This is a genomic window from Pseudohongiella spirulinae (assembly GCF_001444425.1).
GTDB lineage: Bacteria > Pseudomonadota > Gammaproteobacteria > Pseudomonadales > Pseudohongiellaceae > Pseudohongiella > Pseudohongiella spirulinae.
In genome coordinates this window covers 2168543-2195314 of the sequence record NZ_CP013189.1, presented here as the reverse complement: position 1 = coordinate 2195314, position 26772 = coordinate 2168543, and the positions used below count along the sequence as shown (strand labels likewise).

The window sequence follows — 26772 nt, the reverse complement described above, 5'->3', positions numbered from 1 at the left end:
CAGGTGGGTTCGCCTCCAGTATGCGGTGGAATCTTTGCTGGTTGCAAGTTTTGAAAGAGTTATAAAAGGCAGGATTGATTCGGTATTTGGCTGAGCCAAATACCTCACCCCTGCGGGGCGGCTTGCAGCCGTCCTGATTGCGATGCTATCAGTCGAACCGGCAGGTTCTCATCTACTGCCCGGGGCACCAAGCAAAAACGGGCCACCCTGGTGGGTGACCCGATTATGTATGGTGCCCCGGGCAGGATTCGAACCTGCGACCTGCCCCTTAGGAGGGGGCCGCGCTATCCAGCTGTGCCACCGGGGCATGCGGTGTACTGAGTCTGGCTGATCGGACAGCGCTGCGGATTATAACACGGTAAAACTCAGGTCGCAGGCTGCTGGTCAGTTCCTGGCAGCAAGCTGAGCGGCATCAACCCGCACAAAAATGGAGTCGGCACTGGCAGTCAGGGTATCGCCTGCCCAGATTTCACAGATCACCCGCGTTTTGCGCCCGACTTCGCCTTCAACATAGGCTTTCAGGGTCAGCTCGCAATCGATGGGGGTGGGTTTGATATAACGAATACTCAGTTGCCCGGTAACACAATCGATGCGTGGCAGACTTCCTGGCTCGCGCCCCTCGGCCCGATAGTGCCAGGCCATGGCTGTCCAGTTGGAATGGCAGTCAATCAGCATGGCCAGCAGCCCGCCGTACACAAGTCCTGGCCAGCCCTGGTAAGTGCGTTCGGGCGTATGGTGACAGATCAGTGCGCTATGTTCGTCGTTCCAGTAGCTTTTGATATGCAGGCCGCTGGGGTGGGCGCTGCCGCAACCGAAACAGATGCCCTCGGGGGCTGCAATATCCTGAAGAGCAGGGGGTTGTGGTGGGATCAAGGTGCTCATGCCTTAACGAACAGCTGTATGGCATGCCATGTGCTGAATAACGCCAGGCTTCTGGCAGGCCAGTTTGCAGATGCGGTATTGATACAGTCGGGCACTGGGGTCCAGTTCGGCTGCCTCATCAATGGCAGCCTCCAGATCAGCCTGAGCGGCTTTGCGAGTCAGGTAAGGACCGGAGATGTTGACCTGCAGAGCGGGCTCGTCAGGATCGGTTGCGACTATATAAAAATTTTCCAGATTCATCGGTACTACACGTTGTCTTTCATGAAGAGAACGGCTGTCAGGCCAATTTATTCCGGCTCAGCCAACTTTTGATCGACTGCCGATAATGGCGCGGTATTATCCGCCTTTAATCTGCTCCCGCCTAGTCCCTGTGAGCAGTTTTTTTAAGTATTTGCATGGTTGTCTACTGCGCGGTAATCTGCGCCGGTGATTAACCTCAGTATTATCATTCCTGTACTTAATGAACTGACCGCTCTGCAGCGTTGTCAGATGTCTTTATATCGGCTGCGCTCACCGACAGTTGAATTAATAGTCGTGGATGGTGGCAGCTCTGATGGCACAGTGCAAGTGGCCCGGCAGATTACTGATCAGGTTCTGGTTTGCCTGCCGGGCCGGTCCCGGCAGATGAACGCTGGTGCGGCGATGGCCAGCGGCAAAGTGCTGTTGTTTCTGCACATTGATACTGAGTTACCGCCCGGGGCATTAGAGCTCCTTGAAAGTGGTCTCGGGGCATGCCAGTGGGGGCGTTTTGATGTGCGGCTAAGTGGACGGCATCCGGCGTTTCGTGTCATAGAAACCGCCATGAACCTCCGGTCACGGGTGACCTCGGTGGCCACCGGGGATCAGGCGATGTTTGTCAATGCGGCGCTGTTCCGCCAGTTAGGTGGTTTTCCGGACTTGCCATTGATGGAGGATGTGGCGCTGAGCAAAATATTGCGACGCCATGGCAGACCGCTGAACCTTGCCGCCAGAGTGACCAGTTCCAGTCGTCGCTGGGAGCAGCGCGGCATTTTAAGAACAGTGCTGTTGATGTGGCGTTTGCGTCTGGCCTATTTCATGGGGGCTGATCCGGCGGTATTACACCGACAATATTATCCAGACAGGTATACCGATTGATGCGAAGCGCCAGATTGCTTATTTTTGCTAAAACGCCCTTGCGTGGTCAGGTTAAAACTCGCCTGAATCAGGAGCTGGGCATTGACGGTGCGCTGGCCGTGCATACCTCACTGATTGAATTCGCCTGGCAGGAATTTGGTCGACAGCAAAGACTCCGCACCGAGATGTGGGTGTCCCATCCGGGGGCTGAGAATTATTTTAAGGATCTTTGCGGAGCCGATAATGTCCACCAGCAGGTCGGGCATGATCTTGGCGCCCGAATGCAGCATGCGGCCGAGACTGCGCTAAAGACCTCGGACTCTGTTGTCATAGTGGGTGCAGATTGTCCGTCGGTTGACACGGCCTATGTTCAACAGGCGTTGTCGGCGCTTGCAGCACCGGATGTTGATGTTGTCCTGGGTCCGGCCGAGGATGGCGGATACGTGCTGGTCGCACTTAAAGAGCCGGTACCTGGTTGCCTGTTTCAGGATATCGATTGGGGATCTGACAGAGTGTTGGCGCAAACCCGGCTTGCGCTCCGTAAGAATGGAGTGCGCTGGCGTGAGTTGTCACCGCGTTGGGATGTCGATCGTCCGGCGGACGTGCAACGTTATCGGCAATTACTCAGGTCACGCTCTCACGCTGAAGTTGGGTTACAAATCGATTGATGGCTATCTGTACCGGGCGGGAAAGGTTACCGAAGCGAAAACCACAGGTGGTCTGATTGCTTTCCGGCGAATGATGTGAATACACAGCTTCCAGTGGGCATTCAATGTCTTGGCCGATCAGTGTCAGATTTATGTGGGCGTCCAGCTTTTCCAGCATTTCAAACGGCGGTGTTAACTTGCCTTCCAGCAGAATCCGGCAGCCGGTGGCTGACATATTCTGGACGCGGCCCATTAATTTATCTGATCGTTTATCGCTCTGCAGGCTGGCCTGGACCATCAATGTTCCTGGAACCCAGGCTCGGAAGGCATCACGGCGCTGCAAGTAAAGCATGCGGGATGGAAATGCGATTTCATAAAACTTGCCGCGGCTGTCTTCGCCAATGCGCACGACAGTTAACTCTTTGGCGTGAACCCGGATGCCATTGATTGATGCACGGAGGCTGAAGGGCGAGCCTTCTTCTGCACGTTTTCTGGCAACTGAATTGGAAAACTCGTCCAGCCAAAAGGTTCGGTTTTTCAGGCTTACATCCAGCACCATGCTGCTGTAAGGTGCGGTTGAATCCTCAAACTGGATGTTAACTGCCGAGCGATCAGACTGCAAAGTGCGCAGCACACTGTAGATGTCGCCGGTGGCGGTGTAATAGCGCTCGTCGTTGGCCATAGGACTGGACCTTCAGACGTTGCCGAGATCGCGTTTAACGGTACCGGCCTGCGTGCTGCCATGGCTCGTGTACAGGCCGTTAACAGCTTCGGTGCCACGCATGATATCCAGCGCTTTCTGGGTATTAAGTCGGCTGCGATGCACAATAATACTGTTGGTTTCGCTCATTTCGCGGCAGTGCCGTACTTTGTTTTCTATGTTCTCCAGCAATGTCGTCAAGGCGGTATCGGTGCTGTTTTCAAGCAGAACCCGCAATTGAGACAGGCTGGTGCGATCAGCCGGCGCGCCAGCCTGCTGTAATAATCGCCGTCGGTTGAAGTCGTTGGTTTCGATTGCTGTCAGCAGGGTCTGTTTTTGTTGAAGTAGTCGCGTCAGGTTCTTTAGATCACGGCGCTCCAGACAGTCGCGCTCAGCCTGCAAAACCTCGCTCAATTCGTCCAGCTGCAGCCGGTCCTGTTCGAGCATGTTGTGCAGGTCGCTATTGTTCATTCGTCTCCGTTCGGTGCGGCGCCGTTACTTTAATTCTTTTTCGAAGGCGAGGATCTTATCAGCCACCCGCTGGCTGTCAATCTGGTAGTCGCCCGTACTGATCTTGTCTTTGATCTGACTGACACGTGCTACATCGGTATCAGGCAGAGCCTTGATGCGTGTTTCCAGTGCTTGCAGATCGCTTGCCTGGCTGCTGATGGATACCGCATCGACAGGTGCCAGAGCACCACTGCCACCGTGTGCGTCAGTTTTGCCGCTGCCCGTGCCTGACCCTGATGCAGGTTGACTGCCCGGCTGCTTGACGGGTGAACGGCTGTCTGTCGGTGATGTCGGATTGCCGATCGATGAAATGCTCATAATCATACACCCTGGCTGACGCAGACCCTCAAACGGGTGCGTGCAGCGTTGATTGATTGACTTCTACTATCCGGTGTAGCGGCAAGCACTCTGGAAACTTTAGCCCCGATCATCGCTAAAAAACCACCTCGGCCACGCCGATTTCGCGAACTACTGCCTGCACCACACGCTCGGAGCTGTTATTGCGTACCGGTATCTGCTGGCCCGCTTCTCCATCCTGTAATGCTGTGCCTGTGTGGCGGATTGAGATACCGCCGCGCGAGGCGATCAGCACAACCGTGTCGCCCCGTTTCACCAGTACTGGTGCTGTCAACATATCCAGTGTCAACGGTGTGCCGTGGTTCACTGAACGGCGCAGCGCCTTGCCAACAATGTTTTCTGAAAGCCCCATAGTCTGCCCCCGAAGCTGACTGATATCAAGCTCTTCCATCGTAACATCATGGGGCTGGATAACGCTGCCGCGAGCTAATGCCCGCGCACTGACGGCAACCGGGCGAAATACTTTCACGTTGGCGGAGACGTAGCGGGTCCATGGTGAGGCGTCCTGGCACTCGACACGAACTGTAACCCGGCCACCATTACCGTTGCCAGGCTGATTGGCGGTGGCGGCAAGCGGCATACCACACACAGGAATCTGCAGACGTGCATCTATGGTGGACATTTGTATTTCAATGCGATCCGTGCTGCCCTGCCAATGCTCTTCCAATGCCTGCATGGCGGCTTGCTGCATGGCCTGGGCGCTATCACTGACCAAGGTCTGCGCTGTAATCTGTGTCCAGCAATTCCCTGTCAGTAGTACAAGCGTGAGTGATACCAGCCATGAACGGAGTCGCAGACAGTCAATTTTATGACGTTGTTTTACTGGAAACGAGATTGTTGGCTTCATAAGCGTTAAATTTCTGTCGAAAAACGGCGGCAAGGCCGACGAATTCATGAAACTCGAAGATGTGTTGTACTACCTGCGTAGGATATGCAAATGGCGTGCCGATAATCGCACTCAAAATTGAGTGTTTATTGCAATTTATACTTATGAAATCGGAAAATTGGACGATAACCGCAGCAAGAGAACTGTTATTTTGCGGGAGTTAGACATGGCTGGGGTACTCGATAGCGTCAATCAGCGCACTCAACTGGTGGGTCAGAACCGCCTGGAGCTATTGATGTTCCGGCTCAATGGCAGCCAGGTGTATGGCATTAATGTCTTTAAAGTCAAAGAGGTATTGCCATGTCCCAGCCTGAGTGTGCTGCCTCACAGCAACCGGGTTGTGCGCGGTGTTGCTTATATTCGTGGCCGCACTATTTCCATTCTTGATCTGAGCGCAGCCACCGGTGGCCGGCCACTGGATGACATCGCCAAGTGTTTTATTATCATCACTGAATACAACAATACCGTGCAGGGTTTTCTGGTGAAGGGGGTTGATCGCATTGTCAACCTGAACTGGGAAGCCATCCACTCTCCGCCCAAAGGCTCAGGCCGCGAACATTACCTGACGGCAGTGACGGAAGTTGATAACAAACTGGTTGAGATCCTGGATGTAGAGCGCATCCTGGCAGAAGTCTCTCCGGCGTCAGCGAGTCTTAGCGAGGCACTGGTCAGCAGTGGCAAGCGGGAAGACGCACTGAATACGGTCTTGATCGTTGATGATTCCAGTGTGGCGCGTGCCCAGATTCGTAAATGTTGTCAGTCGCTGGGATTTGAGACCGTTGTGCTGAACGATGGCAAACAAGCCTTGAAGCACTTGAAAGGCATGATTGCCGACGGGCAGAGTCCGTTGGATAAATACATTCTGGTCATCTCTGATATCGAAATGCCGGAAATGGACGGCTACACACTGACAGCCTCCATCAAAAATGATCCGGCTATGACAAACTTGCATGTCATGCTGCATACTTCGTTGAGCGGTGTCTTCAATCAGGCCATGGTCGAAAAAGTAGGAGCCGACGATTTTCTGGCTAAATTCCATCCGGACGAGCTTGCCAAGCGGGTTCTGAAACAGTTGGAATTGCGCCAAGCCGCTGCCTGATGACTATGGTAAACGACGCGTGGCAATCGATTGCCGACTCTGATTATCAGGCCTTCAGGGCCTTTCTGAGTCAGGCCTGCGGTATCGTTCTGGGAGACAATAAACAATACCTTGTTGCCAACCGCATGCGGCGCATTATGGAGGAATATCAGTTTCAGTCCCTCGCTGCATTAGTAAGCAGTATTAATCAGAACCGCCCTCATGGCCTGAAAGAAAAAGTCATTGATGCCATGACTACTAATGAAACCTTCTGGTTCCGGGATAGTTCTCCCTTCGAGGCACTGCGCGATGTTTTGCTGCCGCGACTGGTCACGATCGAGAAACGGCCGCATATCCGTATCTGGTCGGCTGCCTGCTCCTCTGGTCAGGAGCCATACTCCATCAGCATGATTATTGATGAATTCAAAGCGCGACACCCGGGCCAGTTACGTCGTGAACCAGAAATTATTGCCACAGACATTTCCATGACAGTGCTCAACAGCGCCCGACAGGCTGAATATGACAGTCTGAGCGTCAGCCGGGGGTTGAGTGCGGAGCGGCGTAGGCTTTTTTTTGAAGAGAAGGCCGGGGCGCGCTTTCACTTGAAACCCCACATCGTGAACCGGGTCAGCTTCCGGCAGTTGAACCTGCAGGACAGCTATGCCGGCATCGGACGCTTCGATATCATCTTCTGCCGGAATGTGTTGATCTATTTTGCTGCTGATCTCAAGTTGGATATTCTCAATCGCATGCAGCAGTCACTCAATCCGGCCTCCTACCTGATTCTGGGTGCATCGGAGTCGCTGCCGGCGGCGCTGGCGAGTCAATATGCGCTGGAGCGGGTGGGCGTTAATACCAGCGTCTACAAATCCTGAGAACAGCTATAGCCGTCCGGCCAGGTCTTGCCGCTTGCTCACTCTCATCCCCCCAATTGCCGCTGATTGACAGCATGAAGGTGGCAAATGCTTGCCGCTGATATGTATTTACCAGCCTAACTATCTGTATTTAAAGTTAAAAATATTATGGCATGGCTTTTGCTGTTCTGTTGTTGTCAACGCTAATCGACAATGATCAGACAGGAAAAAATTAATGGCCATCAACTTCTCTAATGCCCTGGGTATACACGAACAGGCACTGGTTCTGCGAACGCAGCGTACGGCTTTATTGGCCAATAACATAGCCAATGCCAACACGCCCGGATACAAGGCGCGCGATATTGATTTTGCTGCCATGCTGGCGCAGGCCAACGGTCAAAGCCGTGCGATCGGCATGGAGCGCACCCATCAGCGCCATCTGAGTGGCTCTGCTGAAGCCAGTTCACCTGAAATCCTGTATCGGGTTCCCGCACAGCCTTCCCTGGACGGTAATACCGTTGACGAGCAAGTGGAAAATGCCGAGTTTGCCCGCAACGCGCTGGAGTATCAGGCCACCTTCCAGTTTCTGAACAGCAAATTCACCGGCTTGCAGAAAGCCCTGAAAGGAGAATAAGCATGAGTCTGATGCAGATTTTTGATATTGCCGGCTCCGGCATGAGCGCCCAGTCGCTGCGCCTGAATACCACCGCCAGCAATATGGCCAATGCCAACAGCGCGGCCAGCAGTGCCGATCAAACTTACCGTGCTCGCCATGCCGTTTTTGCACCCATGATGAACGCGGCCATGCAGGATGTGTTTGCTGATAGCAATCTTCAGCAGTCAGCCGTTGGCGTTCGTGTAGCGGGTATCGTAGAGGACAGCCGTCCGTTGCAGCCGCGTTATGAGCCAGGCAATCCCATGGCGAATGAGGAGGGTTATGTGTACTACCCGAATGTGGATATCGTCGAAGAGATGACCAATATGATTTCTTCCTCGCGATCCTTTCAGATGAATGTTGATGTGATGACGGCCGCACGCACCATGATGCAGCGGGTCATGACATTAGGCCAGGCGTAAGGAGCGCATGATGGACGTCAATAACAACAATGCACTGAGCAGGGTGCTGGGTGACTACGCGTTACCAGAAAAGAAGGATACACCCAGCCAGGAGCTGGGCCGCGATGAGTTCCTGAAACTGCTGATTGCCCAGCTTGAAAATCAGGACCCGACCAGTCCGCAGGATAACGGCGAGTTTGTGGCACAACTGGCACAGTTTTCCCAGCTGGAAGAGTCACAGAAGATTACCCAGAGTTTTGAGCAGTTTTCATCCGCTTTCCAATCCACGCAGCATTTGCAGGCGACTTCTCTGGTTGGTCGCCCGGTTCACGTTCAGAGTGAAGTCACCATGCTGACCGACTCAGGTGCGGTGAGTGTGCTGGCTGACTTTGCAACGGCGGCGCAGTCAGCCAATCTGACTGTCTATGACAACAGCGGCACTGTGGTGGATAAATTTGCATTGGGTCCGCAGGAAGCCGGCAAACAGGAATTCTACTGGACTGGCACCGATGCTAACGACCAGCGCTATCCGCCAGGCGAATACCGCTTTGAACTCAGTGCCAATATTGGCGGCGTGACCGAAGTCGTGCCGACCTACCTGAGCGCCAACGTCAACAGCGTGACTATCGAAAAATCCGGCAATCTGACACTCAACCTGGCAGGTGTGGGTTCCGTGTCTATGTCAGACGTCATCCAGATTAACTAACTGATCGATCATAAAATACGAGGTGTCAGATGAGTTTTAACATTGGTTTGAGTGCCCTGAATGCGGCGCAGCAGGAAATCAACGTAACCGGTAACAACATCGCCAACGCCGGTACCAACGGCTTTAAGGCGGCAAAATCAGTTTTTGGTGACGTTTATGCGGCCTCGGTACTTGGCGGCGGCGGCACCCAGCAGGGCAGTGGTGTTTCCTTGCAGGAAATCAAACAGAGCTTTGTGCAGGGCAATATCAGTTTTACTGACAATACGCTGGATCTGGCGATTAACGGTGAAGGCTTTTTCATCCTGCAGGGTGAGTCAGGTATTGCCTACTCCCGTGCCGGTGCGTTTGGTACGGACAAAGATGGTTTCGTAGTCAACAGCGACGGCGAGCGCCTGCAAGGGTTCGCACCGTCAGACTCTGGCCAGGCGACCGGTGGTGGTCCTCTGTCTGATCTGCGGGTAACGACTGGTGAGATTCAGCCGCGTCCGACAACTTTTGTAGAAACGACCATCAACCTGGACGCAGCTGCACAACCGTCAACCATTATCGGTTCTAACTATGTTTCCAAAAATGGTGATGCCACCAATGTGCAAAGGATTGCAGCGGGTGACCCGGTGCGAAATGGCTATGAAGCAACAGCTATTAAAGTTATTGGCGCTGACCGTCAATTTCAGGTGTTGGAAGTACCTGCGAATGCCAGCGCCAACGCGGTTGCACAAATTTTTGCAGGTGCTACAGGTGTTTCTGCCACAGGTAAAACAGTCGGGTATGTCAGTGGTATTAATGCCGCAGCTGGCAGCAACCCAAGCTTCACGGTCAATGGCATCGCCTACACGCTGGATGAAACTAAACTTGGCCCGCCCTCAAACACCAGTTATCAGCAACAACTGGCCGATCAGATCAATGCGGGTTTTGGTAATCTGTCCGCGAAAGTTATAGATAATGGTGGTGTGGAAACTGTTGAAATTACGCACACAACGGGCGCTGATCTGGTGATTACCGGAGGAGTGGGCGGTAACGGTACGCTTAACCTGATAACCTCCAAGCGCCAACCTGATACTGGATTGTTTACTCCTCTTGGCGCAGCTGAGAATATCGATTTGAGTTCAGGCGAGACGCTGGTCATTGGCGGTATCGTGCAGTTCAGACTTGAAGAGAATGTTGAGTTCAAACTGCCGACTGATGCGGAAATGGACAATGGCGACCCGGCACCGACCGGCGTAGAAGCAAGCATATTTGGTGATATCTCTCAGCCTGAAGGTTTGTTGGGAGTTGCATTCGAGACCAATCAGTTCGATTCCAAAAATCCTGACACCTATTACCGTTCAACCGCTATCACCATTTACGACACTGTTGGTACACCACACTCACTGGCCATGTACTTTGTCAAAGAGCGTCCCGATGATACCGGAGACACTAACCTGTGGAGTGTTTACTTCGAGATTGATGGACGAAATATTGGTTTTGATCCTAACTCAGAAGATGGCCTGCCTGTGCCGGCCCGTTACGATCTGCGGTTTGATGAAACTGGTCGATATGATCCTAACCAGACCCCTATTGATATTACCAACTGGTTCCCGGTGGACTCGGCTGGCCGTCGAATCGGTGCCGGTCCGGTTCCGGGTGACCCCAACGTGGGGGAGCAACTCAATAACTCAAACTTCCGTATCGACCTGTCAGGAATGACGGCCTTCGGTGGCGACTTCTCCGTACAGAATAACGATCAGGATGGTTTCGCCAAAGGACAGCTAACAGGTCTTGAGGTGAACACTCGTGGCCTGGTTTCTGCGCGCTTCTCCAACGGACAGTCCCGTGTGCTGGGTGAGGTAGCTCTGGCTAACTTCGCTAACCCAAGCGGCCTGGCCAACCTGGGCGGATCAAAGTTTGCCGAAACCAGTGAATCCGGTGCGGCTTCTATTTCCGGTGCTGGTACTGCAGGTCTCGGTGCCATTCAGTCCGGTGCCCTGGAAGACTCCAACGTCGATCTGCCCACTGAGCTGGTGCAACTGATTATTTCGCAGCGCAACTATCAGGCCGCCGCGCAGATCATCTCGGCCACGGACGATTCCACGCAGACCATTATCAACCTGTAAGCCAGTTAGTCAGCCTGACCGGAGACCATCATGGATAAAGCACTTTACATCAGTATGACCGGAGCCTCGCAGACCATGCGCGCGCAAACGGTACACGCCAATAACCTTGCCAATGCCAGCACTACCGGCTTTCAGGCAGATCTGGCACAGGCGCGTTCCATGGCGGTTTACGGACAGGGCATGCCATCGCGGGTTTACAGCATGACTGAAAACCCCGGCACCGACTTTGCACGTGGCCAGTTGCAGCAAACCGGCAATGAGCTGGATATGGCCGTGCGCGGAGAAGGTTTTATTGCCGTGCAGGCCCCGGATGGTTCGGAAGCCTACACCCGCGCCGGCGATCTTGAGCTGACCGTGTTTGGTGAGCTGGTGACCGGCAGCGGTTTGCCGGTACTCGGCAATAATGGCCCTGTGGTGTTGCCACCTTTCGAGACCGTTGAGTTTGGCGAAGATGGCACCGTGTCTGTCCGTGAGCTGGGGCAGGGCGCTGAAGTACTGGCGGCGATCGATCGCATCAAGCTGGTTAATCCAGAGCCGCAGGACTTGATCAAAGGCACCGACGGCCTGCTGCGACGCAGAGATGGCGCGGATTCGCTGGCTGATGCCAATGTACAACTGGTCTCTGGCTACCTGGAAAGCAGTAACGTCAATGTGGTGGATTCCATGGTGGAAATGATGAGTCTGGCCCGTTCCTACGAGATGAATGTGAAATTTATTCAGACCGTGCAGGAAAATTCCGAAGCATCGGCACGGCTTTTGCAAATCCAATAACGAGTTAACAGAATCTTTCAGGAGTCGCTGATATGCACGCAGCACTGTATGTTTCAAAAACCGGTTTGAGCGCCCAGGACACTCGCCTGGCGGCTATCTCCAACAATCTGGCCAATGTTGCTACTACCGGTTTCAAAAAAGATCGTGTGGTGTTTGAAGATCTGCTGTACCAGATCCAGCGTCAGCCCGGTGCCAACTCCACGCAGAACACGGAGCTGCCGTCGGGTATGCAGATCGGTACCGGCGTGCGCGTCACTGCCTCCCAGAAGCTGTTTAACCAGGGTGCGTTGCAGACCACTGGCGAAGCATTGGATATTGGTATCAATGGTCGTGGTTTTTTTGAAATTGTCATGCCTGATGGAACTTCGGCCTATACGCGCGATGGTCAGTTCATGATCAATGCCAACGGTGAAATGGTGACCCCGCAGGGCCATTTGCTGAACCCCGGACTGACAATTCCTCAAGACGCACAGACAGTCACTATTGGTGATGATGGTGTGGTCTCGGTCAAACTGGCCAACCAGCCCGACACAGTTACTATTGGCAACCTGAACCTGGTGGATTTCATTAATCCGTCCGGCTTGCAGGCGCTGGGCGGTAACCTGTTTGCCGAGACTGTATCCAGCGGTAACCCACAGCAATCAGCGCCCGGTCAGAACGGAATGGGGAAATTGGTACAGGGATCGCTGGAAAGCTCGAATGTGGAAGTTGTTGAAGAGTTGGTGGACATGATTACGACTCAGCGTGCTTATGAGATGAACTCCAAAGTCATCTCCACGGCAGATCAAATGCTGCAGTTTGTCACGCAGAATCTTTAAACATTGATTTACCGGGATTGGAGAAGCGCCATGCACACCATATTCAGATTTGTCAGCCGTTTTGCACCCTTGCTGCTGTTGACCGCCTGCGCCTATCAGATGCCGCAGCCGCCCGCACCCGATGATCCGCGTTACGCGCCGGTGTGGGTAGGGCAGCAGCAGGCTGACGATGCGCTGGCAGGTTCCATCTATCGACCGTCCACGGCATTGAATCTTTACCAGCGCCGCGCTCATCGTCTGGGCGATGTACTGACTATAGATTTGAATGAGGCAACCACGGCCAGTAAGTCTTCCGGGACTTCGTTCAATCGAGAGAGTAGTAACAGCGTTGGCGACATGACGTTATTTGGTGCCAATATTGAAACCAACACATCAGTGGGCAGCAGTGCCGATTTTGGCGGTTCAGCCAACACCGACCAGAGTAATCAGCTGCGCGGTAATATCACAGTGACTGTGACCGATGTATTGCCCAATGGTCTGCTGGAAGTGCGCGGCGAAAAATGGCTGCAGCTTAACTATGGCGAAGAATTTATCCGTATCACCGGCCTGGTGCGCAAAGAAGATATCTCTCCGGATAACACCATTTCCTCTACCCGTGTTGCCGATGTGCGCATTGCCTACAGCGGCACCGGCTCCCTGGCCGATGCCAATCAGCCGGGCGTGTTGAGTCGCTTTTTTGTCAGCCGCTGGTGGCCGCTGTAGGTTTACGCGAGGAACAGATAATGTCAGTGATGAAATTTACCGAGCTTCGCAAGTCTTCATTTAGCAGTGTGCTCAGTCTGCTGTTGATCGCACAGCTTTGGCTGGGCAGCTCGCCGGCGCAGGCCGATCGTCTAAAAGACATCGCCAATCTGCAGGGCGTGCAGTCCAACCAGTTGGTAGGTGTGGGTCTGGTGACCGGTCTGGACGGCACGGGTGACCAGACTACACAGGCACCATTTACGGCGGAATCCTTTCGCGCCTATCTGGATCAGTTTGGCATTCCCATGCCAGCGGGACAGACTTTTCAGCTCCGTAACGTCGCGGTTGTGTCTGTGCAGGCCGAATTGCCAGCATTTACCAAGCCTGGTCAGACCATCGATGTAACAGTTTCCTCGCTGGCCAATGCGTCCAGCCTTCGCGGCGGCAGTCTGGAGCGAACCTTCCTGATGGGTGTGGATGGCGAAGTGTACGCCATGGCGCAGGGCAATCTGATTGTTGGCGGCCTGGGTGTCGAAGGTGCGGACGGATCGCGCATTTCCATCAATGTGCCCAGCGTCGGTCGCATCCCCGGCGGTGCCACAACCGTTAAAGAAGTTGAGACTGCTTTCAACATGGGCGACCACATCACCTTTAACCTGAAGCGTGCCGACTTCACGACTGCGCGCCGTGTCTCCAAGGCCATCAATGATTTTATGGGAGAGGGGACGGCGGCCGCTATTGATGCCGTGTCAGTACGTGTGCGTGCTCCTGTGGACTCTCAATCTCGAGTTGCCTACGTCTCTGAGCTCGAAAACATTGAGGTTGAACAGGGTTCTGCGCCCGCACGAGTGATTGTCAATTCCCGCACCGGCACCATTGTTATTGGCGAAAACGTGCGTGTATCCCCGGCTGCTGTCACACACGGCAGCCTGAGTGTCACCATTTCCGAAGGTTTTGGTGTAAGCCAGCCAGCGCCGTTCTCTGATGGGGAAACCGCCGTGCTGCCGCAGACAGACATCACAGTGGCACAGGAAAACAATCGTATGTTCCTGTTTGATACCGGCGCCACCTTGTCTGACATCGTGCAGGCGATTAATGCCGTGGGCGCTGCCCCCGGTGATTTGAGTGCCATTCTGGAAGCATTAAAACAGTCCGGCTCCCTGCGCGCCGACCTGATCGTGATTTAAGGACGCAAATCGATGAGCGCCACATTGTCAGATGCATCTGTTTTTACCGAGCTGAATGGCCTGAACTCCATTCGCCAGTTGGGTAAGGAAAATACCTCGCAGGCCATGCGCAAGGTGGCTGAGCAGTTTGAAGGTATTTTCCTGAGCATGATGCTGAAGGGTATGCGCGCCGGCGAAGACTCGCTGTTTTCGGACAATTACCTGAACAGCAATGAAATGAAGTTTCATCGCGAAAACATGGACAATCAATTGGCTCTGCACATGGCATCTTCCGGCGGCATTGGCCTGGCCGACGCCCTGCACCGGCAGTTGATGGCGCGTTATCCGGAAGAGGCGGCACGTGCCGCCGGTAGCGCAACCGAGCCTGCAGAGATGAATGGTGCGATTAATCCGCAGCGCCGCTTCAGTGGTCGCCCGGCAGCGATGTCGGTACCTGCGCCGCATGGCCAGGCCGCCGCCACCGCGCAACACTTTGAAACCCAGCAAGACTTTGTAAATGCCCTGCTGCCATTGGCTGAAAATGCAGCCGCCCGCCTGGGTGTGCAGCCGCGCGAGCTGATTGCTCAGGCCGCACTGGAAACCGGCTGGGGCCAAAAAATGGCTATCGGTGATAACGGCGAGCCAAGTTTTAACTTGTTTGGCATCAAGGCCGGCGCGTCCTGGCAGGGTCGTTCAGTCAGTGTCAGCACACTGGAGTTTCGCGATGGTGTGATGCAACGCGAGCGGGCAGATTTCCGTGCCTACAACTCCTTTGCTGAAAGCTTTGAAGACTATGTGACGCTGCTGAGCAGCCAGCCGCGCTATCAACTGGTGCTGGCTGACAGTGCCGACAGTCATGCCGGAAACAGCAGTCTGGGTCACCGCCTGCAACAGGCCGGTTATGCCACCGACCCTGAATACGGCAACAAAATTGAGAGTGTCATGAACAGCCCGGTGCTGCGTGATGGCTGGCAAGAGGTCAATCTTAGATGAGCGCTCTGTTAAATACAGCTATCACCGGTATTCGTCTTAACCAGACGGCCATGTCGGTCACCGGTCACAATATCGTCAACGCCAACACCGAAGGGTACACACGGCAGTCGGTGATTCAGAGTACCAATCCGGCGACCGCGACAGCAGCTGGCTATCTGGGCACTGGCGTCAATATTGACCAGATTAACCGTCACACAGAAAAGTACCTGGTTGATCAGGTCATCCGGGATATGGGTGTGCTTAGTGAGGCCGACGCTTACCTGGTAAATGTCTCGCAGGTCAACAATCTGCTGGCGGCTGATCAGACCAACCTGGCCAACACCATGAATGGCTTTTTTGATGCCGTCAATCAGGCTGTCAACGATCCCGGCTCCATGCTCGGCCGCGAGCTTCTGATGACCCAGTCGCAGCAAATGGTGGCCGGATTTAAAGCCATTGAATCTCGCCTGCTGGAGCAAAACAGCGCGGTTAACAAACAGCTACAGGGCGCGGCCGACAATATTACCTCCCTGGGTCAACAGATTGCCGCACTTAATAAATCCATTGGCGATGCTGGCAGCGGCAACGGTTCACCCAATGATCTGCTGGACAAGCTGGATGTACTGGTGCAGGAGCTCGGCCGTTACGTGAATGTCTCAACCGTTGCCCGAGACAACGGTGCGCAGGATATTTTTGTCGGCCAGGGACAAGCGCTGGTGGTCGGGACAGCCAGTCAAACGGTAAGAGCCATACCTGGCGCCACTGATGCGAGTCGCTTTGATCTGGTGTTTCAGAGTAAGTCCGAATCCAAGGTAGTCAACCGGCTGATGACGGGTGGTGAGGTGGGCGGTTTGCTGCGTTTCCGGCAGGATGCACTATTGCCAGCCATTGGGTCAGTGGGCCTGCTTGCCACTTCCATCGCTGCTGGCGTGAATGAACAAAACAAACTGGGCATGAACCTGGAAGGCAGTCTGGGCGGCAATATTTTTCGCGATGTGAACGATCCGCGCATCGCTGCGAGCAGGGTCAAGTCCTCACTCAACAATTTGCCACCGAATGACCGGGAGTTAAACGTCACCATCGAGTCGCTGGCTGATCTGCAGGTCAGTGACTACGAATTAAAATTTGATGGTCCCGGCAAAAAATATACACTCGTCCGGTTGTCTGACAACAAAGTGGTGGCCGATGGATTGTTGTCCGATGCCATGCCGCAATCTGTGAAAGTGGACGGGTTCAGTCTTAACTTTGAAGGCGGCAGTTATCAGGTCGGCGATCGCTTTTTGCTGAAACCGACCAGTAGCGGCGCGACCGATATGTCGGTTCAGATCAAGCGTGCAGAAGAGTTTGCCTTTGCGTCACCGATTCGCGTGCAGACCGGCAGTGCCAACCAGGGTGGGGCGAGGGTACTCAGTTCCCGGGTGATGAGTGTGGATACGCCGTTGTTCAGTAAAGACGGACAACTGACCCCACCGCTGATGGTACGTTTTACCTCGCCTACCACTTACGATGTTCTGAATTATTCCGATCCGGCCAATCCCGTACATACTGATCCGCCCATGCGCAATCTGAGTTTTGTACCGGGTTCAGACAACAGCCTGTTCCCGACGGAGCCTGGCGGACTGACGCTGACCAGCAACGGCCTGGCTGCTGGTGCCTTACAGGTGGGATCGGCAAGCAATGGTTATCCGGGCGAGGAGCTGCGCTTTCAGACGACTGACCCCGAAACCGGTTTTATCCGATATCAACAGCTAACAGTGGTCGCTGATGAAAGTGCGGCCAGTATGGCGCGTCGACTGTCCGGCCTGAATGGCGTGCAGGCAACGGCCTATACAGAAACGGTGATCGCGGGATTTGATGCCAGCGATGCCGGTAATGATCTGGTTATTCAATTAAACGGCAAGGATGTCACAACCGCCGGTTGGTTGTCTGGTGACCCGCTTAACAATATCGCCCCGGACCCATCCTATAGCGGCAATATGCCTGATTACCTGCGCGACAAGATAAACGGTAGTGCAGATCTGCAGGCGCAAGGTATTTACGCGCGCAGTGATGGCAGCAAACTGACTGTTTATGCCACCTCCGGCGTGGACCTCAATTTCAGTCTCAGTGGTGGCGGCTCGCTGACTGTTGATCAAGGTGCGGATCCGGCCCAAACGGTAAGTGCCGCCGATGTGGATCCACAATTTACTGTTGGTGGGAAATTGCAGATGCAACTGGCTGCCAATACCCAGGTCTTTTCTAATCGCAATGACGGCATAGTAGGCTCCACACCCGAGCTGAAAGCAAACTATCTCGGCATTGATGTGGTGATGGCCAGCGGCAGTGGTGCCGATGGTGCACCACGCGCTGGTGATACCTTTATGATTGGCTATAACCGCAATGGCAGTGCGGACAACCGCAATGGGCTGTCCATGCTGGCGCTGAACAGCAAGGCCATGCTGGGAGGAGAGAATCAGACCTATCAGGATGTCTACGGGCAGCTCGCTGAAAAGGTCGGTATTTTGACCAGCCAGGCGCGTGTTAATCAAAACGCTGGTGAATCTATGTTGCGTCAGTCCATGGATGCACTGCAGTCGGTAGCCGGGGTCAATCTGGAAGAAGAAGCCGCCCGACTGATTCAACTGGAACAACATTACAATGCGTCAGCTCGCCTGATTACCCTGGCGCGCGATCTGTTTGATACTTTGCTGAGGATCTGATCATGTCAGTCAGAATGTCGACCTATCAACTCTTCAGTCGTGGTCTGAATCCCATGCTGGATATTCAGCGTCAGGTCAGTAAAACTCAGGAGCAGATTTCCACCAATAAAAGAGTCCTGACTCCTGCGGATGATCCCATTGCTTCAACCCGAATTCTTCAGTTGAATCAGGAACTGGCTGGTCTCAAGCAGTTTAACAACAGTCTGTCGACATTGAACTCCCGACTGCAGCGCGAAGAGAGCGCTCTTGGCGGCGTCAGTGATCTTATTCAACGTGCCCAGGAGCTGATTGGTCAGTCTGGTAATGGTGCGCTGGACTTTGATCAGCGCAAAACCATCGCCGTTGAGTTGCAGGCCGTGGTTGATGGCATGGCGCAGTTTATGAACTCGCGTGACGCCAGTGGTGAGTATCTGTTCTCCGGTTATCAGGGCAACGAGCAGCCGTTTGTGAAAAATGCCGAGGGGCGTTATGAGTATCGAGGCGATGAAGGCCAGCGCTTTATTCAGATTGGCCCTGTGACGTCAGTAGCAGCCAATGACTCCGGACATGAAGTCTTCATGAAAGTCCGGAGTGCTGAACCTACGGCCAGGAGCAGTGCTTCTGAAACCAACCAGGCGCAGCCACCGGCTGCAATTGGTCGTCCAGTGATTCGCGATCAGCACGCATTTCAGGCGTTTTACCCGGAAAGCGTGGTTGTAGAGTTTAACCCGACCAGCAATATCAATCCGCCGGGCTTGAATTACACGATCAAACAGGCCTCTGATGGACGCGTCTTGGTGCAGGATAAGCCGTTTGCCAGTGGTGGCGAGATTGAAGTGGCAGGCATGGCCTTTCGCATATCAGGTAGTCCGGCAGTAGGTGATACCTTCAAGCTGGAGTCCAGTAATCAGAAAGGTCTGCTGGAGGGTCTTGAAGACTATATTGCGGATCTTCAGCGATTGGGTAACAGCAGTAGTGAGCGTGAGCAACTGGCTCAATCGATGCAGAGTACCATGCTGAATCTCACCAATGCTCAGGATCAGGTAATCAAAACGACCAGCGCTATTGGTGCACGCCTCAATCAAGTAGATGCCGCCAAAGCCAGCAATGAGGATTTTGAGCTGGTGGTGCGTACTACCTTATCTGAACTGTCAGATCTGGATTACGCCAAGGCGATCAGCCAGCTTACACAGGAGTCGTTTGTGCTGGAAGCAGCGCAGGCCACCTTCACCCGCATTAATCGAATGTCGCTGTTTAACCAGATTTAAACAGCGATTAAAGTTTACGACTTTTCTGTCGATACATACTGCTGGATGCGATTTTTCATCGACTTGAGCCGCTGTGCTTCAGCACCTAGTTGCTCACGATTTTTTTCTACCATCTGAATGATTTTGCGATCCTGATCACAGATTGTTTTGATGTCAGATTGAATTTTCGAAATCAGTTCCGGGTGCGGCTGTGCTAAAAAAAACTGCTCGATCAACTGATCACGATCCTGTTGCAGACGCTCCAGACGCGACCAGTTTTTTTGTTCGGCAAGTTGCACCAATTGCTGACTGGCATCCAGGATTTTCTTCCAGCTAATCCATTGATCAGTAATTGATTTATCATGATTTTCCGGTTTGCTCATGGTGCGGGTATCTGCCTGTATTGTTAGTGGCTAATTCAGTAGCTATATAAAAGTCTGCAGGTAATAGCAGTTTGATTACTTGTAACATAGTCAAAAAAAATCCTAAAGAAAAAAAATTTCTGTCGAGCCCCGACAAATTGAAAAAAAACGTCTAAAGCTTTGTTTTCCTGTGTCGTTAAACGAAGTAACGCATGTGATGTGATATGCGGTCCGGTTTTAATGTGTAAACTCAGGAGTAAACAGCATGGCTCAAGTCATCAATACAAACATTGCTTCACTTAACGCGCAGCGTAACCTGAACAGTTCTCAGGCCGGTACCAACCAGGCTCTGGAACGTCTGTCTTCCGGTCTGCGTATCAACAGTGCAAAAGACGACGCCGCAGGTCTGGCGATCTCCACGCGCTTCACTTCCCAGATCAAAGGTCTGAACATGGCGGTTCGTAACGCCAATGACGGTATCTCTCTGGCTGAAACGGCTGAATCCAGCATGGGCTCCATGACAGACTCTCTGCAGCGTCTGCGCGAACTGGCGGTACAGTCTGCTAACGGTTCCTACAGCGATGCGGATCGTCAGCTTCTTAACGAAGAAGCTCAGGCACTGATTGCTGAAGTGGGCCGCGTCGCTGATACAGCCAACTTTAACGGCGTTAAACTGCTGGATGGTTCTTACAATACGAACTTCCAGATTGGTGCGAATGCCGGTGAAACTATCGAAGTTTCTATTGGCAAGTTGAGCACTGATGCATTGGGTGTGGCTGAAAAGAGCGGTTTGACCGCGTCTGCAACAGATTCAGCGTTGTCAGTTGGCAACCTGACCATCAATGGTGTAGCCGTCGGTGCCTCTAAGGCGTCTGATGATTCTGCATCTACCGACAATAAGGCAGGCAGTGCGATTGCCAAAGCCGCTGCTATCAATGCAGTGTCTGATCAGTCTGGTGTGACTGCTGTTGTTGACGAAAACCTTGTCGGCGGCACCTCAATGACTGGCGCCGGGGCTTCAGGCAGCGTGACCATTAATGGCACGGAAATCACACTGACGACTACTACTGACACAGCGGCAACCCGTACATCAGTGGTTGATGCAATCAACGCTCAGTCAGGTTTGACCGGAGTGACGGCTATCGATACCGGGGACGACTCTCAGGGTATCGAGCTGGTTGCAGCTGATGGTCGCAATGTACAAATATCTTTTGACACTGTCACGGCTGCTGCGACAGGACTGGCTGCCGCCGGTACTTATGAGGGCGGCGTGACTCTGGTGGCTAATGCGGGTGTAGACGAGATTGTGATCGGTGGTACAGCGACTGCTAACGCAGGTCTGACAGCTGGTACCTATTCTGCTTCAGTCGCTGCGACAAGCACTGAATCTCGAACGCAAGCCGACAATGTGGTGCCAGATGCCCTGGTTGCAGGTGACCTTGTCATCAACGGCGTGGGTATCGGAGCGGCTGTCGCAACTGACGATACAGCGTCCTATGCCGGCACAGAATCGAGCTCCAAAGAAGCTTCGGCAATTGCGATTGCGGCGGCGGTTAACCGCTCGTCAGCGGAAACCGGCGTGACTGCTGTTGTCAATGAAAATATTGTTAGCGGAACCAGCACAACCAGCGGTGCTGCAGCCGGCGACCAGGGTACTCTGTTCCTGAATGGTGAGAGCATTACCCTGACTGTAGGTGCTACTCTGGAAGATAGTCGCACAGCGGCTGTAGCGGCAATCAACGCCGTCAGCGGCAACACAGGTGTTGTGGCTACAGATACCGGAACAGGTCTGTCATTGTCAGCAGCGGACGGCCGCAACATCGTCATGTCACTTGACGATGATGTGACTAATACTGTTACCGCTGCAGACTTTGGTATTGCGACCGCAGCCGTGTTTGCCGACAATGCCGCTACCGCTGCAGACGGTGTCACCTCTTATGGCACTATCACGCTGCAATCTGCAGGGCAGTTTACAGTATCCAGCGGCAACAACGGCAATGCCGAACTTGAAGCGCTTGGTTTCGAGGTAGGTACTTTCGGTGGTGCGGAAGCAGGTCAATTCCTGAAAGATGTTGACCTGTCTACCCAGGCTGGCGCAACGGAAGCTCTGGCTGCTATCGACAATGCCCTGGCGTCTATCACAGCGTCACGTTCCGAGCTGGGTGCGGTGCAGAACCGCTTTACAGCGACTATCGAGAACCTGTCAGCGACCTCCGAGAAGTTTGCAGCCGCCAACTCTCGAATCCAGGACGCAGACTTTGCGGCTGAAGCTGCCAACCTGGCTCGTAGTCAGGCCCTGCAGCAGGCGGGTGTCTCCATGCTGGCGCAGGCCAACGCTCAGAGCCAGCAGGTACTGCAGCTGCTGGGTTAATTTCCCGAAAAGTAAGCTAAAGTCCTAAAGTCCGCCCGGCCGCTACCGATAACAAGGTAGACGCCGGGCGGATTTTTTTGTGCCAGACGTGCTGGTGAGTGTTTTTCTGTGGCAGATACACGTTTTCTTGGAGACCTGCTGTGAGTGAAATCAGTATTACCCGGTTTCAGCCCGCACCCGTAACCCGGGGGAAGGTCAATTCTGTTGAATCTGTGGAGAATGATCTTGACGCTAATCCCAAGCGTCGTAATCCGCAGGAAGATGTGCACAAGGATTCTCAGCACAAGGGTTCTGGAAACAAGCAGCAACAGCGCCAGGAGTCACAGCCAGCGCAGCGTTTCACTTCAGCAACTCCGGGCGCGAAATCAATGCTTTCCGAACCGCCTCTTGAAGACGGTGAGCTGGAACAGGCGGTATCGCGCCTCAATGAGTATGTGCAGACAGTAAAGCGTGATCTGATCTTTGATATCGACCCGGAGAATCAGGAGCCGTCGGTGACGGTGGTGGATCGGGAGTCGCGCAAGGTGCTGCGGCAGTTTGACAGTAAAGAAGCACTGGAGTTGGCTAAAAAGCTGGAATCCCAGGAGCCGATTTCTCTTTTTAAAACTCAGGTTTAAGATTCTCGCTCGAACAGATATAAAAAGGCCGACAATTGGTTTGTCGGCCTTTTGCTTGTGGCATGGCTTGCTTCGCTCAGTGTTTTCAGTTTGCGGCGTCTTCAGCCGCCTTGCGAGCTTCTTCCTCAGCCATGCGGGCGCCGGCCAGCGTACCAGCCAGAGCGTAGTTGCCCTCGTGACAGGCATACTCAAACAACGGATCATCATACGCAGTCAGCGCCAGTTCGCCGGTGAAACTGGATTCAAACACAGTCGGATCATCCACGGTGAAACTGTAAATGATCTTGTGGTCTGATTCTCGACGGAATCGCTCAGTCACTGTCAGATTCTCCGAGGCACCACGGAAACTCTGCCAGGGGTTAAAGTGGCGGGTTTCTACCACCAGCGTGTCACCTTCCCAGCGTCCAATGGAGTCGCCCATCCATCGGTTCATTACGTCAGCATGGGGGTCATGATCATCCTGTATTTTAATGATGCGGGCATCATTAACCATCTCCACGATGATGGTGACATAGCCAGGTGATTGCACGATCTGGTAGTGACTGTTGTACATCACTGGCAGCATGGGCGGCCCGGAGTTCGAACCGAAGGCGAGCAGGCAGCGCTCACCTACACCACGACCCTCGGGGCCGTCGAAGGGGTCCGGGCCGGTGGCGCGCTCACGGGCGCGACGCTCCAGAAATTCCTCGGTATAACCGGGCATCTGGCCATCGGGCGGGTCGATAATGATGGAGGTACGGAACTCTCCGTTGATGGTGGGCATAAACATACCACGGTCGGTCCAGAACAGGTCGTAGTTGCCGACAGGAGGTAGATCCACGGCTGGTGGTGGTGGCCGGTTGGGATCCAGGGGTTCGTTATCTTCTTCCACAGCCTGCTGGGCGGCACGTTCCAGCTGGAACGCCTCTTCGCGAGTATAGGTCTGGCGGGTGCCCAGCTCGCGTGGCCGGGTCAACGGCGTTACCGTGGCATTACGCCACACACCCTGCAGATCGGGTACGCCGTCCCAGGTGCGGGGCGGGGTGTAGTCCTCCTGAGCCAGCGCGCCTGATGAGAGCATGGCGGCTGACAGAGCGCTGGCACCCAGCAGCGCGAGACCGCTGGCGAGTGTTGGTCTACTGAACATAGCTTCTTCTCCTTATAAGGTAAGGCCGATTCTAGCCGGACAGGGGCTGACACTCAATCCCCTGTGCGACAGCGTGTGTGACGGCTTGTGACTAACCGGGGACGGCAGACAGCGGCAAGGCTTTGCCGCTTAAGGGTCAAGATTCTCCGCTGCTGACCGATACATGGGGAGTAAGTGGCTGATATTACAGTCCCGGCTTAGCTGGCTCGTAATTTGCTTTATCAGCGCAAAGTGCTTGATCACACGAAAGGACACTATGGCAACTATTCAATCCTTGGGTATCGGATCCGGGCTCCTGACCAGCGAACTGCTGGAGCAGTTGGTCGAGGCGGAGCGTGCGCCAGTCACCGCGCGACTGGATCGGGATCAGGAGATCACCGAGGCGCGACTGTCGGCTTTCGGAGAGGTCAGCAGTGTGCTGGGCGAATTTAATACAGCGGTCAAGCAGCTCAACAATATTTCTGCCTTCAACGCCAGTCAGGCTAATAGCAGTAACGAGTCTGTGTTGACCGCCACCGCCAGCAGTGTAGCCGCCGACGGCAATTACAGCATCAACGTGCAGCAACTGGCGCAGCAGCATACCGTAGCCTCGCAGGCTTATGCAGCTACCACCGAGACGGTGGGGCTGGGCACACTGACCTTTCGCTTTGGTACAACAACATTCGATGAGTTCGATAATTATCAGAGTTTTGCTGTCAACCCGGAAACTCAGTCGCGCTCTATTACCATCAATAGCAGTAACAATACACTGGCCGGTGTTCGTGATGCTGTGAATAAGGCGAATTTCGGTGTTCAGGCCACCATTGTTGATGACGGTACGGGTTTCCGCTTGCTGTTTACCACCGAAGAAGGCGGTGCCAATAACAGCATGGAATTGACTGCCACTGGTTCAGCCTCGTTCGAGGCCTTTAACTATAACCTGGCCAGTCAGGAGATGTTGCAGACCCAGGCAGCCCAGGATGCACAGTTTACGGTTAACGGTCTGGCCATTACCCGCAGTGACAACCTGGTGGGGGGAGTGATTCCGGGTGTGACCCTGAACCTTAAAGGGGTCTCAAGCGGACCTGCGACCCTGAGCATCAGTAAAGATCCTTCAGACCTGATGGATAAAGTGCAGGGCGTGGTGGACAGCTACAACGCCCTTAAAACCGTGACGGATGTGTTGACGGCGTTTGATCCGGATGCCGGAGATAATGGGCAGGGCAGTGTGCTGACCGGTGACCGTGGCATACGCACGGTCATGAATCAACTTAACTCGACCTTGCGCTCGTTTACTCTGGGCTCAACTTATGGATCTTTGGCTGAAGTGGGTGTGACCACCAACCAGTTTAACAACTACATGATGGAGTTCGACCGCAGTGCTTTTGAGGAGGCATTTCAGGCGGATCCTGAAGCCATCACAGCCTTGTTTGCGACTACGGGTATACCCAGCGACGAAAGCGTGTCATTTGTCTCAGCCAGCAGTGCCACTCAACCCGGTAGCTATAGCCTGGAAATTACCCGCATGGCCGAGGTCGGTCGTTATCAGGGTATCGCTGTCGCTGCCCTGGACGCTGGTAATATCGAGATTACCGATGCCAACAACAGTTTTAATATTTTTCTCAATAATGTCGAGGTCAGCATTGATCTGACCGAAGGCACCTACGCCACCGCGGACCTGCTGGCCGAAGAGTTGCAGCGGCAGATCAACAGCAATGCTGAGCTGATCAATTCCGCAAATTCCGTCACGGTAACCTACAACAGCGACGAGTCACGCTTTGAGATGACCTCCAACCGCTACGGCAGCGAGTCGGTGATTCGCATTATTGAGGCAGATGCAGAAACCTCTGCCACGCTGGGACTGGTTAAAGAGGGGCAGGGACCCTACCAGGGGCGCGAGCTGTCTGGACTGTCGACGGCAGATGGTCAAAGCAGCAGCAACTTTATTACGCCATTGCTGGTGGACAGCGATACCCAATACAGTCTGTCTGTGAATGGCATCAGTACGGGACTTTTGGCGTTGCCTGGCGATGCCGGTACGCCGGTGACTTACAACACGCCCGATGAGTTAACCGCCGCGCTCAAGTCTCAGATTGATGCCGCACTGGCCGGTGATAGCATCAGCGTGAATGTTGACTATGTCTATAACAGTGATGATTCGACGGCGCGACTGGTGTTCTCCACCGCCAATGCCGGCGATGAAATCATCTTCAGTGATATCAACCTGGCCAGTGCCACGCGACTGGGCCTGTTTGAGGGGCACGGCGAGCCGGTTACCTCGATTCGCGGTACCGATGTGCAAGGTCTGATCAATGGCATTGAAGCGCAGGGCTCGGGGCAGGTGCTGGTGGCTTCCACTGGCGAGAATCCAGCCACGGCGGGTTATTACCTGAATGCGGCGCATGGTGATCTGTCGACCAGCACGGCAGCAGACAAGTTCCGCCTGCGGGTGGATGGCGTGCTGTCCGGATCCATCACCCTGGGTGTACTGGCTAATACGGATAGCAATGCCGTGGCCGAGACCCTGCAGACGGCGATCAACAATGATCCGGCGCTGATAGCCGCTGGCAAGTTGGTGGCTGTGACATATGATGCGGAGGTGGGCGGCTTCAAGGTGACCTCCGGCAGTCGTGGTGACAACTCCTCGGTGACCATTTCCAGTCTGGAAGGCAATGCCGCGGCGGTCTTTGGTTTTGCCACAGGCAACGGGGCCAACGGCCAGGCGGGCGCGGCGGCCAGCGGCACTGCCGATGCAGCTTCCGGACTGCGCGTGCGTATTACCGACGGTGAGGTCGGCAGTCGCGGCACGATCGACTACTTTCGCGGTGTCGCCAGTCGCCTGACGGCACTGGTTGACTCCATGCTGGGCAGCGAGGGGGTGCTAACCGGTCGTCGTGATTCATTGAATGCCGAGCTTGAGCGCATTGCTGAAAAACGTCAGGAGTTGGAGGAGCGGCTGGCGGCGACCGAGCGCCGTTTGCAGTCATCCTTCCTGGCCAATGACATCATTATCTCCAATTTCAATAACACGGTGAGTTTTCTGGAATCGCAATTGCCGATGCTGGAAGCCATGATGACCCCGAATCGTAAAAAATAATCTGATCTGACGAGGAAAAACCC

Annotated in this window: 26 protein-coding genes and 1 tRNA gene; 18 read left to right on the top strand and 9 right to left on the bottom strand. The window is 54.1% G+C overall.

All coding sequences use genetic code 11. The annotated features are described in order from the left end of the window. Positions 1-230: 230 nt before the first annotated feature. From PS2015_RS10150 to PS2015_RS10140, 3 genes are all read right to left on the bottom strand, one after another. Positions 231-307: transfer RNA gene (locus tag PS2015_RS10150), tRNA-Arg, on the bottom strand. Between the two features lie 77 nt (positions 308-384). Further along, on the bottom strand, positions 385-882 hold the full coding sequence (locus tag PS2015_RS10145) for a PaaI family thioesterase (protein WP_058022135.1): 498 nt from the start codon (positions 880-882) through the stop codon (positions 385-387). 3 nt (positions 883-885) lie between these two features. After that, a complete protein-coding gene (locus PS2015_RS10140) occupies positions 886-1122 on the bottom strand; it encodes a hypothetical protein (protein WP_058022134.1) in 237 nt (78 codons plus the stop codon). 186 nt (positions 1123-1308) lie between these two features. Here PS2015_RS10140 and PS2015_RS10135 point away from each other — a divergent pair, with 186 nt between their 5' ends. Beyond that, a complete protein-coding gene (locus PS2015_RS10135; protein ID WP_335338231.1) occupies positions 1309-1998 on the top strand; it encodes a TIGR04283 family arsenosugar biosynthesis glycosyltransferase in 690 nt (229 codons plus the stop codon). Further along, positions 1998-2645 carry a TIGR04282 family arsenosugar biosynthesis glycosyltransferase gene (locus PS2015_RS10130; protein WP_058022133.1) on the top strand — a complete coding sequence of 216 codons (648 nt, stop codon included), beginning with the start codon at positions 1998-2000 and terminating at the stop codon, positions 2643-2645. The genes PS2015_RS10135 and PS2015_RS10130 overlap by 1 nt, the downstream gene beginning before the upstream one ends. Here PS2015_RS10130 and PS2015_RS10125 read toward each other — a convergent pair. From PS2015_RS10125 to flgA, 4 genes are all read right to left on the bottom strand, one after another. After that, complete coding sequence (locus PS2015_RS10125) at positions 2602-3306, bottom strand: flagellar brake protein (RefSeq protein ID WP_058022132.1); 705 nt, start codon at positions 3304-3306, stop codon at positions 2602-2604. The two genes, PS2015_RS10130 and PS2015_RS10125, sit on opposite strands and share 44 nt — an antisense overlap. Positions 3307-3318: 12 nt before the next feature. Then, on the bottom strand, positions 3319-3795 hold the full coding sequence (locus PS2015_RS10120; RefSeq protein ID WP_058022131.1) for a flagella synthesis protein FlgN: 477 nt from the start codon (positions 3793-3795) through the stop codon (positions 3319-3321). Positions 3796-3819: 24 nt separating this feature from the next. Beyond that, complete coding sequence (gene flgM / locus PS2015_RS10115) at positions 3820-4152, bottom strand: flagellar biosynthesis anti-sigma factor FlgM (RefSeq protein ID WP_169792298.1); 333 nt, start codon at positions 4150-4152, stop codon at positions 3820-3822. A 115-nt stretch (positions 4153-4267) separates the two neighbouring features. Further along, positions 4268-5038 (bottom strand): flagellar basal body P-ring formation chaperone FlgA, encoded by a 771-nt coding sequence (gene flgA, locus PS2015_RS10110; RefSeq protein WP_058022129.1) that lies wholly within the window; start codon positions 5036-5038, stop codon positions 4268-4270. Between the two features lie 205 nt (positions 5039-5243). Between flgA and PS2015_RS10105 the strand changes: the two genes are divergently transcribed. The 13 genes from PS2015_RS10105 to flgL all read left to right on the top strand — a co-directional run bounded on the left by PS2015_RS10105 (position 5244) and on the right by flgL (position 19218). Continuing rightward, positions 5244-6176 (top strand): chemotaxis protein CheV, encoded by a 933-nt coding sequence (locus PS2015_RS10105; RefSeq protein WP_058023265.1) that lies wholly within the window; start codon positions 5244-5246, stop codon positions 6174-6176. After that, complete coding sequence (locus PS2015_RS10100; RefSeq protein WP_156412716.1) at positions 6176-7030, top strand: CheR family methyltransferase; 855 nt, start codon at positions 6176-6178, stop codon at positions 7028-7030. Before PS2015_RS10105 ends, PS2015_RS10100 begins: the two co-directional genes overlap by 1 nt. Positions 7031-7244: 214 nt before the next feature. Next, positions 7245-7643: a flagellar basal body rod protein FlgB gene (gene flgB, locus PS2015_RS10095; protein ID WP_058022128.1), complete on the top strand. Its 399-nt coding sequence runs from the start codon at positions 7245-7247 to the stop codon at positions 7641-7643. 2 nt (positions 7644-7645) lie between these two features. After that, positions 7646-8086 carry a flagellar basal body rod protein FlgC gene (gene flgC, locus PS2015_RS10090; protein WP_058022127.1) on the top strand — a complete coding sequence of 147 codons (441 nt, stop codon included), beginning with the start codon at positions 7646-7648 and terminating at the stop codon, positions 8084-8086. 10 nt (positions 8087-8096) lie between these two features. Further along, positions 8097-8771, top strand: coding sequence for a flagellar hook assembly protein FlgD (locus tag PS2015_RS10085; protein ID WP_058022126.1), 675 nt, complete (start codon positions 8097-8099; stop codon positions 8769-8771). Between the two features lie 29 nt (positions 8772-8800). Then, the gene (locus PS2015_RS10080) at positions 8801-10864 is read left to right on the top strand and encodes a flagellar hook-basal body complex protein (RefSeq protein ID WP_058022125.1); all 2064 of its coding nucleotides are present in this window, start codon (positions 8801-8803) and stop codon (positions 10862-10864) included. 30 nt (positions 10865-10894) lie between these two features. Beyond that, the gene (gene flgF, locus PS2015_RS10075) at positions 10895-11635 is read left to right on the top strand and encodes a flagellar basal-body rod protein FlgF (RefSeq protein ID WP_058022124.1); all 741 of its coding nucleotides are present in this window, start codon (positions 10895-10897) and stop codon (positions 11633-11635) included. 32 nt (positions 11636-11667) lie between these two features. Continuing rightward, positions 11668-12453 carry a flagellar basal-body rod protein FlgG gene (flgG, locus tag PS2015_RS10070; protein WP_058022123.1) on the top strand — a complete coding sequence of 262 codons (786 nt, stop codon included), beginning with the start codon at positions 11668-11670 and terminating at the stop codon, positions 12451-12453. A 30-nt stretch (positions 12454-12483) separates the two neighbouring features. Beyond that, the gene (gene flgH, locus PS2015_RS10065) at positions 12484-13155 is read left to right on the top strand and encodes a flagellar basal body L-ring protein FlgH (RefSeq protein WP_058022122.1); all 672 of its coding nucleotides are present in this window, start codon (positions 12484-12486) and stop codon (positions 13153-13155) included. 20 nt (positions 13156-13175) lie between these two features. Then, positions 13176-14321 carry a flagellar basal body P-ring protein FlgI gene (locus PS2015_RS10060; RefSeq protein WP_058022121.1) on the top strand — a complete coding sequence of 382 codons (1146 nt, stop codon included), beginning with the start codon at positions 13176-13178 and terminating at the stop codon, positions 14319-14321. 12 nt (positions 14322-14333) lie between these two features. Continuing rightward, positions 14334-15293: a flagellar assembly peptidoglycan hydrolase FlgJ gene (flgJ, locus tag PS2015_RS10055; protein ID WP_058022120.1), complete on the top strand. Its 960-nt coding sequence runs from the start codon at positions 14334-14336 to the stop codon at positions 15291-15293. Beyond that, positions 15290-17971: a flagellar hook-associated protein FlgK gene (gene flgK / locus PS2015_RS10050; RefSeq protein ID WP_058022119.1), complete on the top strand. Its 2682-nt coding sequence runs from the start codon at positions 15290-15292 to the stop codon at positions 17969-17971. The genes flgJ and flgK overlap by 4 nt, the downstream gene beginning before the upstream one ends. 2 nt (positions 17972-17973) lie before the next feature. Beyond that, positions 17974-19218 (top strand): flagellar hook-associated protein FlgL, encoded by a 1245-nt coding sequence (gene flgL / locus PS2015_RS10045; RefSeq protein ID WP_058022118.1) that lies wholly within the window; start codon positions 17974-17976, stop codon positions 19216-19218. Positions 19219-19232: 14 nt separating this feature from the next. On the opposite strand, the gene PS2015_RS10040 is transcribed toward flgL, so the two are convergent. Beyond that, the gene (locus tag PS2015_RS10040) at positions 19233-19580 is read right to left on the bottom strand and encodes a flagellar protein FliT (RefSeq protein WP_058022117.1); all 348 of its coding nucleotides are present in this window, start codon (positions 19578-19580) and stop codon (positions 19233-19235) included. A 244-nt stretch (positions 19581-19824) separates the two neighbouring features. Between PS2015_RS10040 and PS2015_RS10035 the strand changes: the two genes are divergently transcribed. Together PS2015_RS10035 and PS2015_RS10030 are read left to right on the top strand one after the other, a co-directional pair. Next, positions 19825-21930, top strand: coding sequence for a flagellin N-terminal helical domain-containing protein (locus tag PS2015_RS10035; RefSeq protein ID WP_058022116.1), 2106 nt, complete (start codon positions 19825-19827; stop codon positions 21928-21930). 140 nt (positions 21931-22070) lie between these two features. After that, entirely contained in the window at positions 22071-22547 is a 477-nt protein-coding gene (locus PS2015_RS10030; RefSeq protein ID WP_058022115.1) for a flagellar protein FlaG, read from the top strand. Positions 22548-22632: 85 nt separating this feature from the next. On the opposite strand, the gene PS2015_RS10025 is transcribed toward PS2015_RS10030, so the two are convergent. Then, positions 22633-23673 (bottom strand): hypothetical protein, encoded by a 1041-nt coding sequence (locus PS2015_RS10025; protein ID WP_058022114.1) that lies wholly within the window; start codon positions 23671-23673, stop codon positions 22633-22635. Positions 23674-23929: 256 nt separating this feature from the next. Between PS2015_RS10025 and fliD the strand changes: the two genes are divergently transcribed. Then, a complete protein-coding gene (gene fliD, locus PS2015_RS10020; RefSeq protein WP_058022113.1) occupies positions 23930-26749 on the top strand; it encodes a flagellar filament capping protein FliD in 2820 nt (939 codons plus the stop codon). Positions 26750-26772: the final 23 nt, after the last annotated feature.

Excerpts from the sequence above, each read along its gene's own strand:
- PS2015_RS10040 (WP_058022117.1), bottom strand. The coding sequence starts at position 19,580 with ATGAGCAAACCGGAAAATCATGATAAATCAATTACTGATCAATGGATT.
- flgK (WP_058022119.1), top strand. The coding sequence starts at position 15,290 with ATGAGCGCTCTGTTAAATACAGCTATCACCGGTATTCGTCTTAACCAG.
- flgL (WP_058022118.1), top strand. The coding sequence starts at position 17,974 with ATGTCAGTCAGAATGTCGACCTATCAACTCTTCAGTCGTGGTCTGAAT.
- PS2015_RS10120 (WP_058022131.1), bottom strand. The coding sequence starts at position 3,795 with ATGAACAATAGCGACCTGCACAACATGCTCGAACAGGACCGGCTGCAG.
- flgB (WP_058022128.1), top strand. The coding sequence starts at position 7,245 with ATGGCCATCAACTTCTCTAATGCCCTGGGTATACACGAACAGGCACTG.
- flgF (WP_058022124.1), top strand. The coding sequence starts at position 10,895 with ATGGATAAAGCACTTTACATCAGTATGACCGGAGCCTCGCAGACCATG.
- PS2015_RS10035 (WP_058022116.1), top strand. The coding sequence starts at position 19,825 with ATGGCTCAAGTCATCAATACAAACATTGCTTCACTTAACGCGCAGCGT.
- PS2015_RS10025 (WP_058022114.1), bottom strand. The coding sequence starts at position 23,673 with ATGTTCAGTAGACCAACACTCGCCAGCGGTCTCGCGCTGCTGGGTGCC.
- flgJ (WP_058022120.1), top strand. The coding sequence starts at position 14,334 with ATGAGCGCCACATTGTCAGATGCATCTGTTTTTACCGAGCTGAATGGC.
- PS2015_RS10060 (WP_058022121.1), top strand. The coding sequence starts at position 13,176 with ATGTCAGTGATGAAATTTACCGAGCTTCGCAAGTCTTCATTTAGCAGT.
- PS2015_RS10145 (WP_058022135.1), bottom strand. The coding sequence starts at position 882 with ATGAGCACCTTGATCCCACCACAACCCCCTGCTCTTCAGGATATTGCA.
- flgG (WP_058022123.1), top strand. The coding sequence starts at position 11,668 with ATGCACGCAGCACTGTATGTTTCAAAAACCGGTTTGAGCGCCCAGGAC.
- PS2015_RS10080 (WP_058022125.1), top strand. The coding sequence starts at position 8,801 with ATGAGTTTTAACATTGGTTTGAGTGCCCTGAATGCGGCGCAGCAGGAA.
- PS2015_RS10140 (WP_058022134.1), bottom strand. The coding sequence starts at position 1,122 with ATGAATCTGGAAAATTTTTATATAGTCGCAACCGATCCTGACGAGCCC.
- PS2015_RS10125 (WP_058022132.1), bottom strand. The coding sequence starts at position 3,306 with ATGGCCAACGACGAGCGCTATTACACCGCCACCGGCGACATCTACAGT.
- flgM (WP_169792298.1), bottom strand. The coding sequence starts at position 4,152 with ATGAGCATTTCATCGATCGGCAATCCGACATCACCGACAGACAGCCGT.
- fliD (WP_058022113.1), top strand. The coding sequence starts at position 23,930 with ATGGCAACTATTCAATCCTTGGGTATCGGATCCGGGCTCCTGACCAGC.
- PS2015_RS10100 (WP_156412716.1), top strand. The coding sequence starts at position 6,176 with ATGACTATGGTAAACGACGCGTGGCAATCGATTGCCGACTCTGATTAT.
- PS2015_RS10130 (WP_058022133.1), top strand. The coding sequence starts at position 1,998 with ATGCGAAGCGCCAGATTGCTTATTTTTGCTAAAACGCCCTTGCGTGGT.
- PS2015_RS10105 (WP_058023265.1), top strand. The coding sequence starts at position 5,244 with ATGGCTGGGGTACTCGATAGCGTCAATCAGCGCACTCAACTGGTGGGT.
- PS2015_RS10085 (WP_058022126.1), top strand. The coding sequence starts at position 8,097 with ATGGACGTCAATAACAACAATGCACTGAGCAGGGTGCTGGGTGACTAC.
- flgC (WP_058022127.1), top strand. The coding sequence starts at position 7,646 with ATGAGTCTGATGCAGATTTTTGATATTGCCGGCTCCGGCATGAGCGCC.
- flgA (WP_058022129.1), bottom strand. The coding sequence starts at position 5,038 with ATGAAGCCAACAATCTCGTTTCCAGTAAAACAACGTCATAAAATTGAC.
- flgH (WP_058022122.1), top strand. The coding sequence starts at position 12,484 with ATGCACACCATATTCAGATTTGTCAGCCGTTTTGCACCCTTGCTGCTG.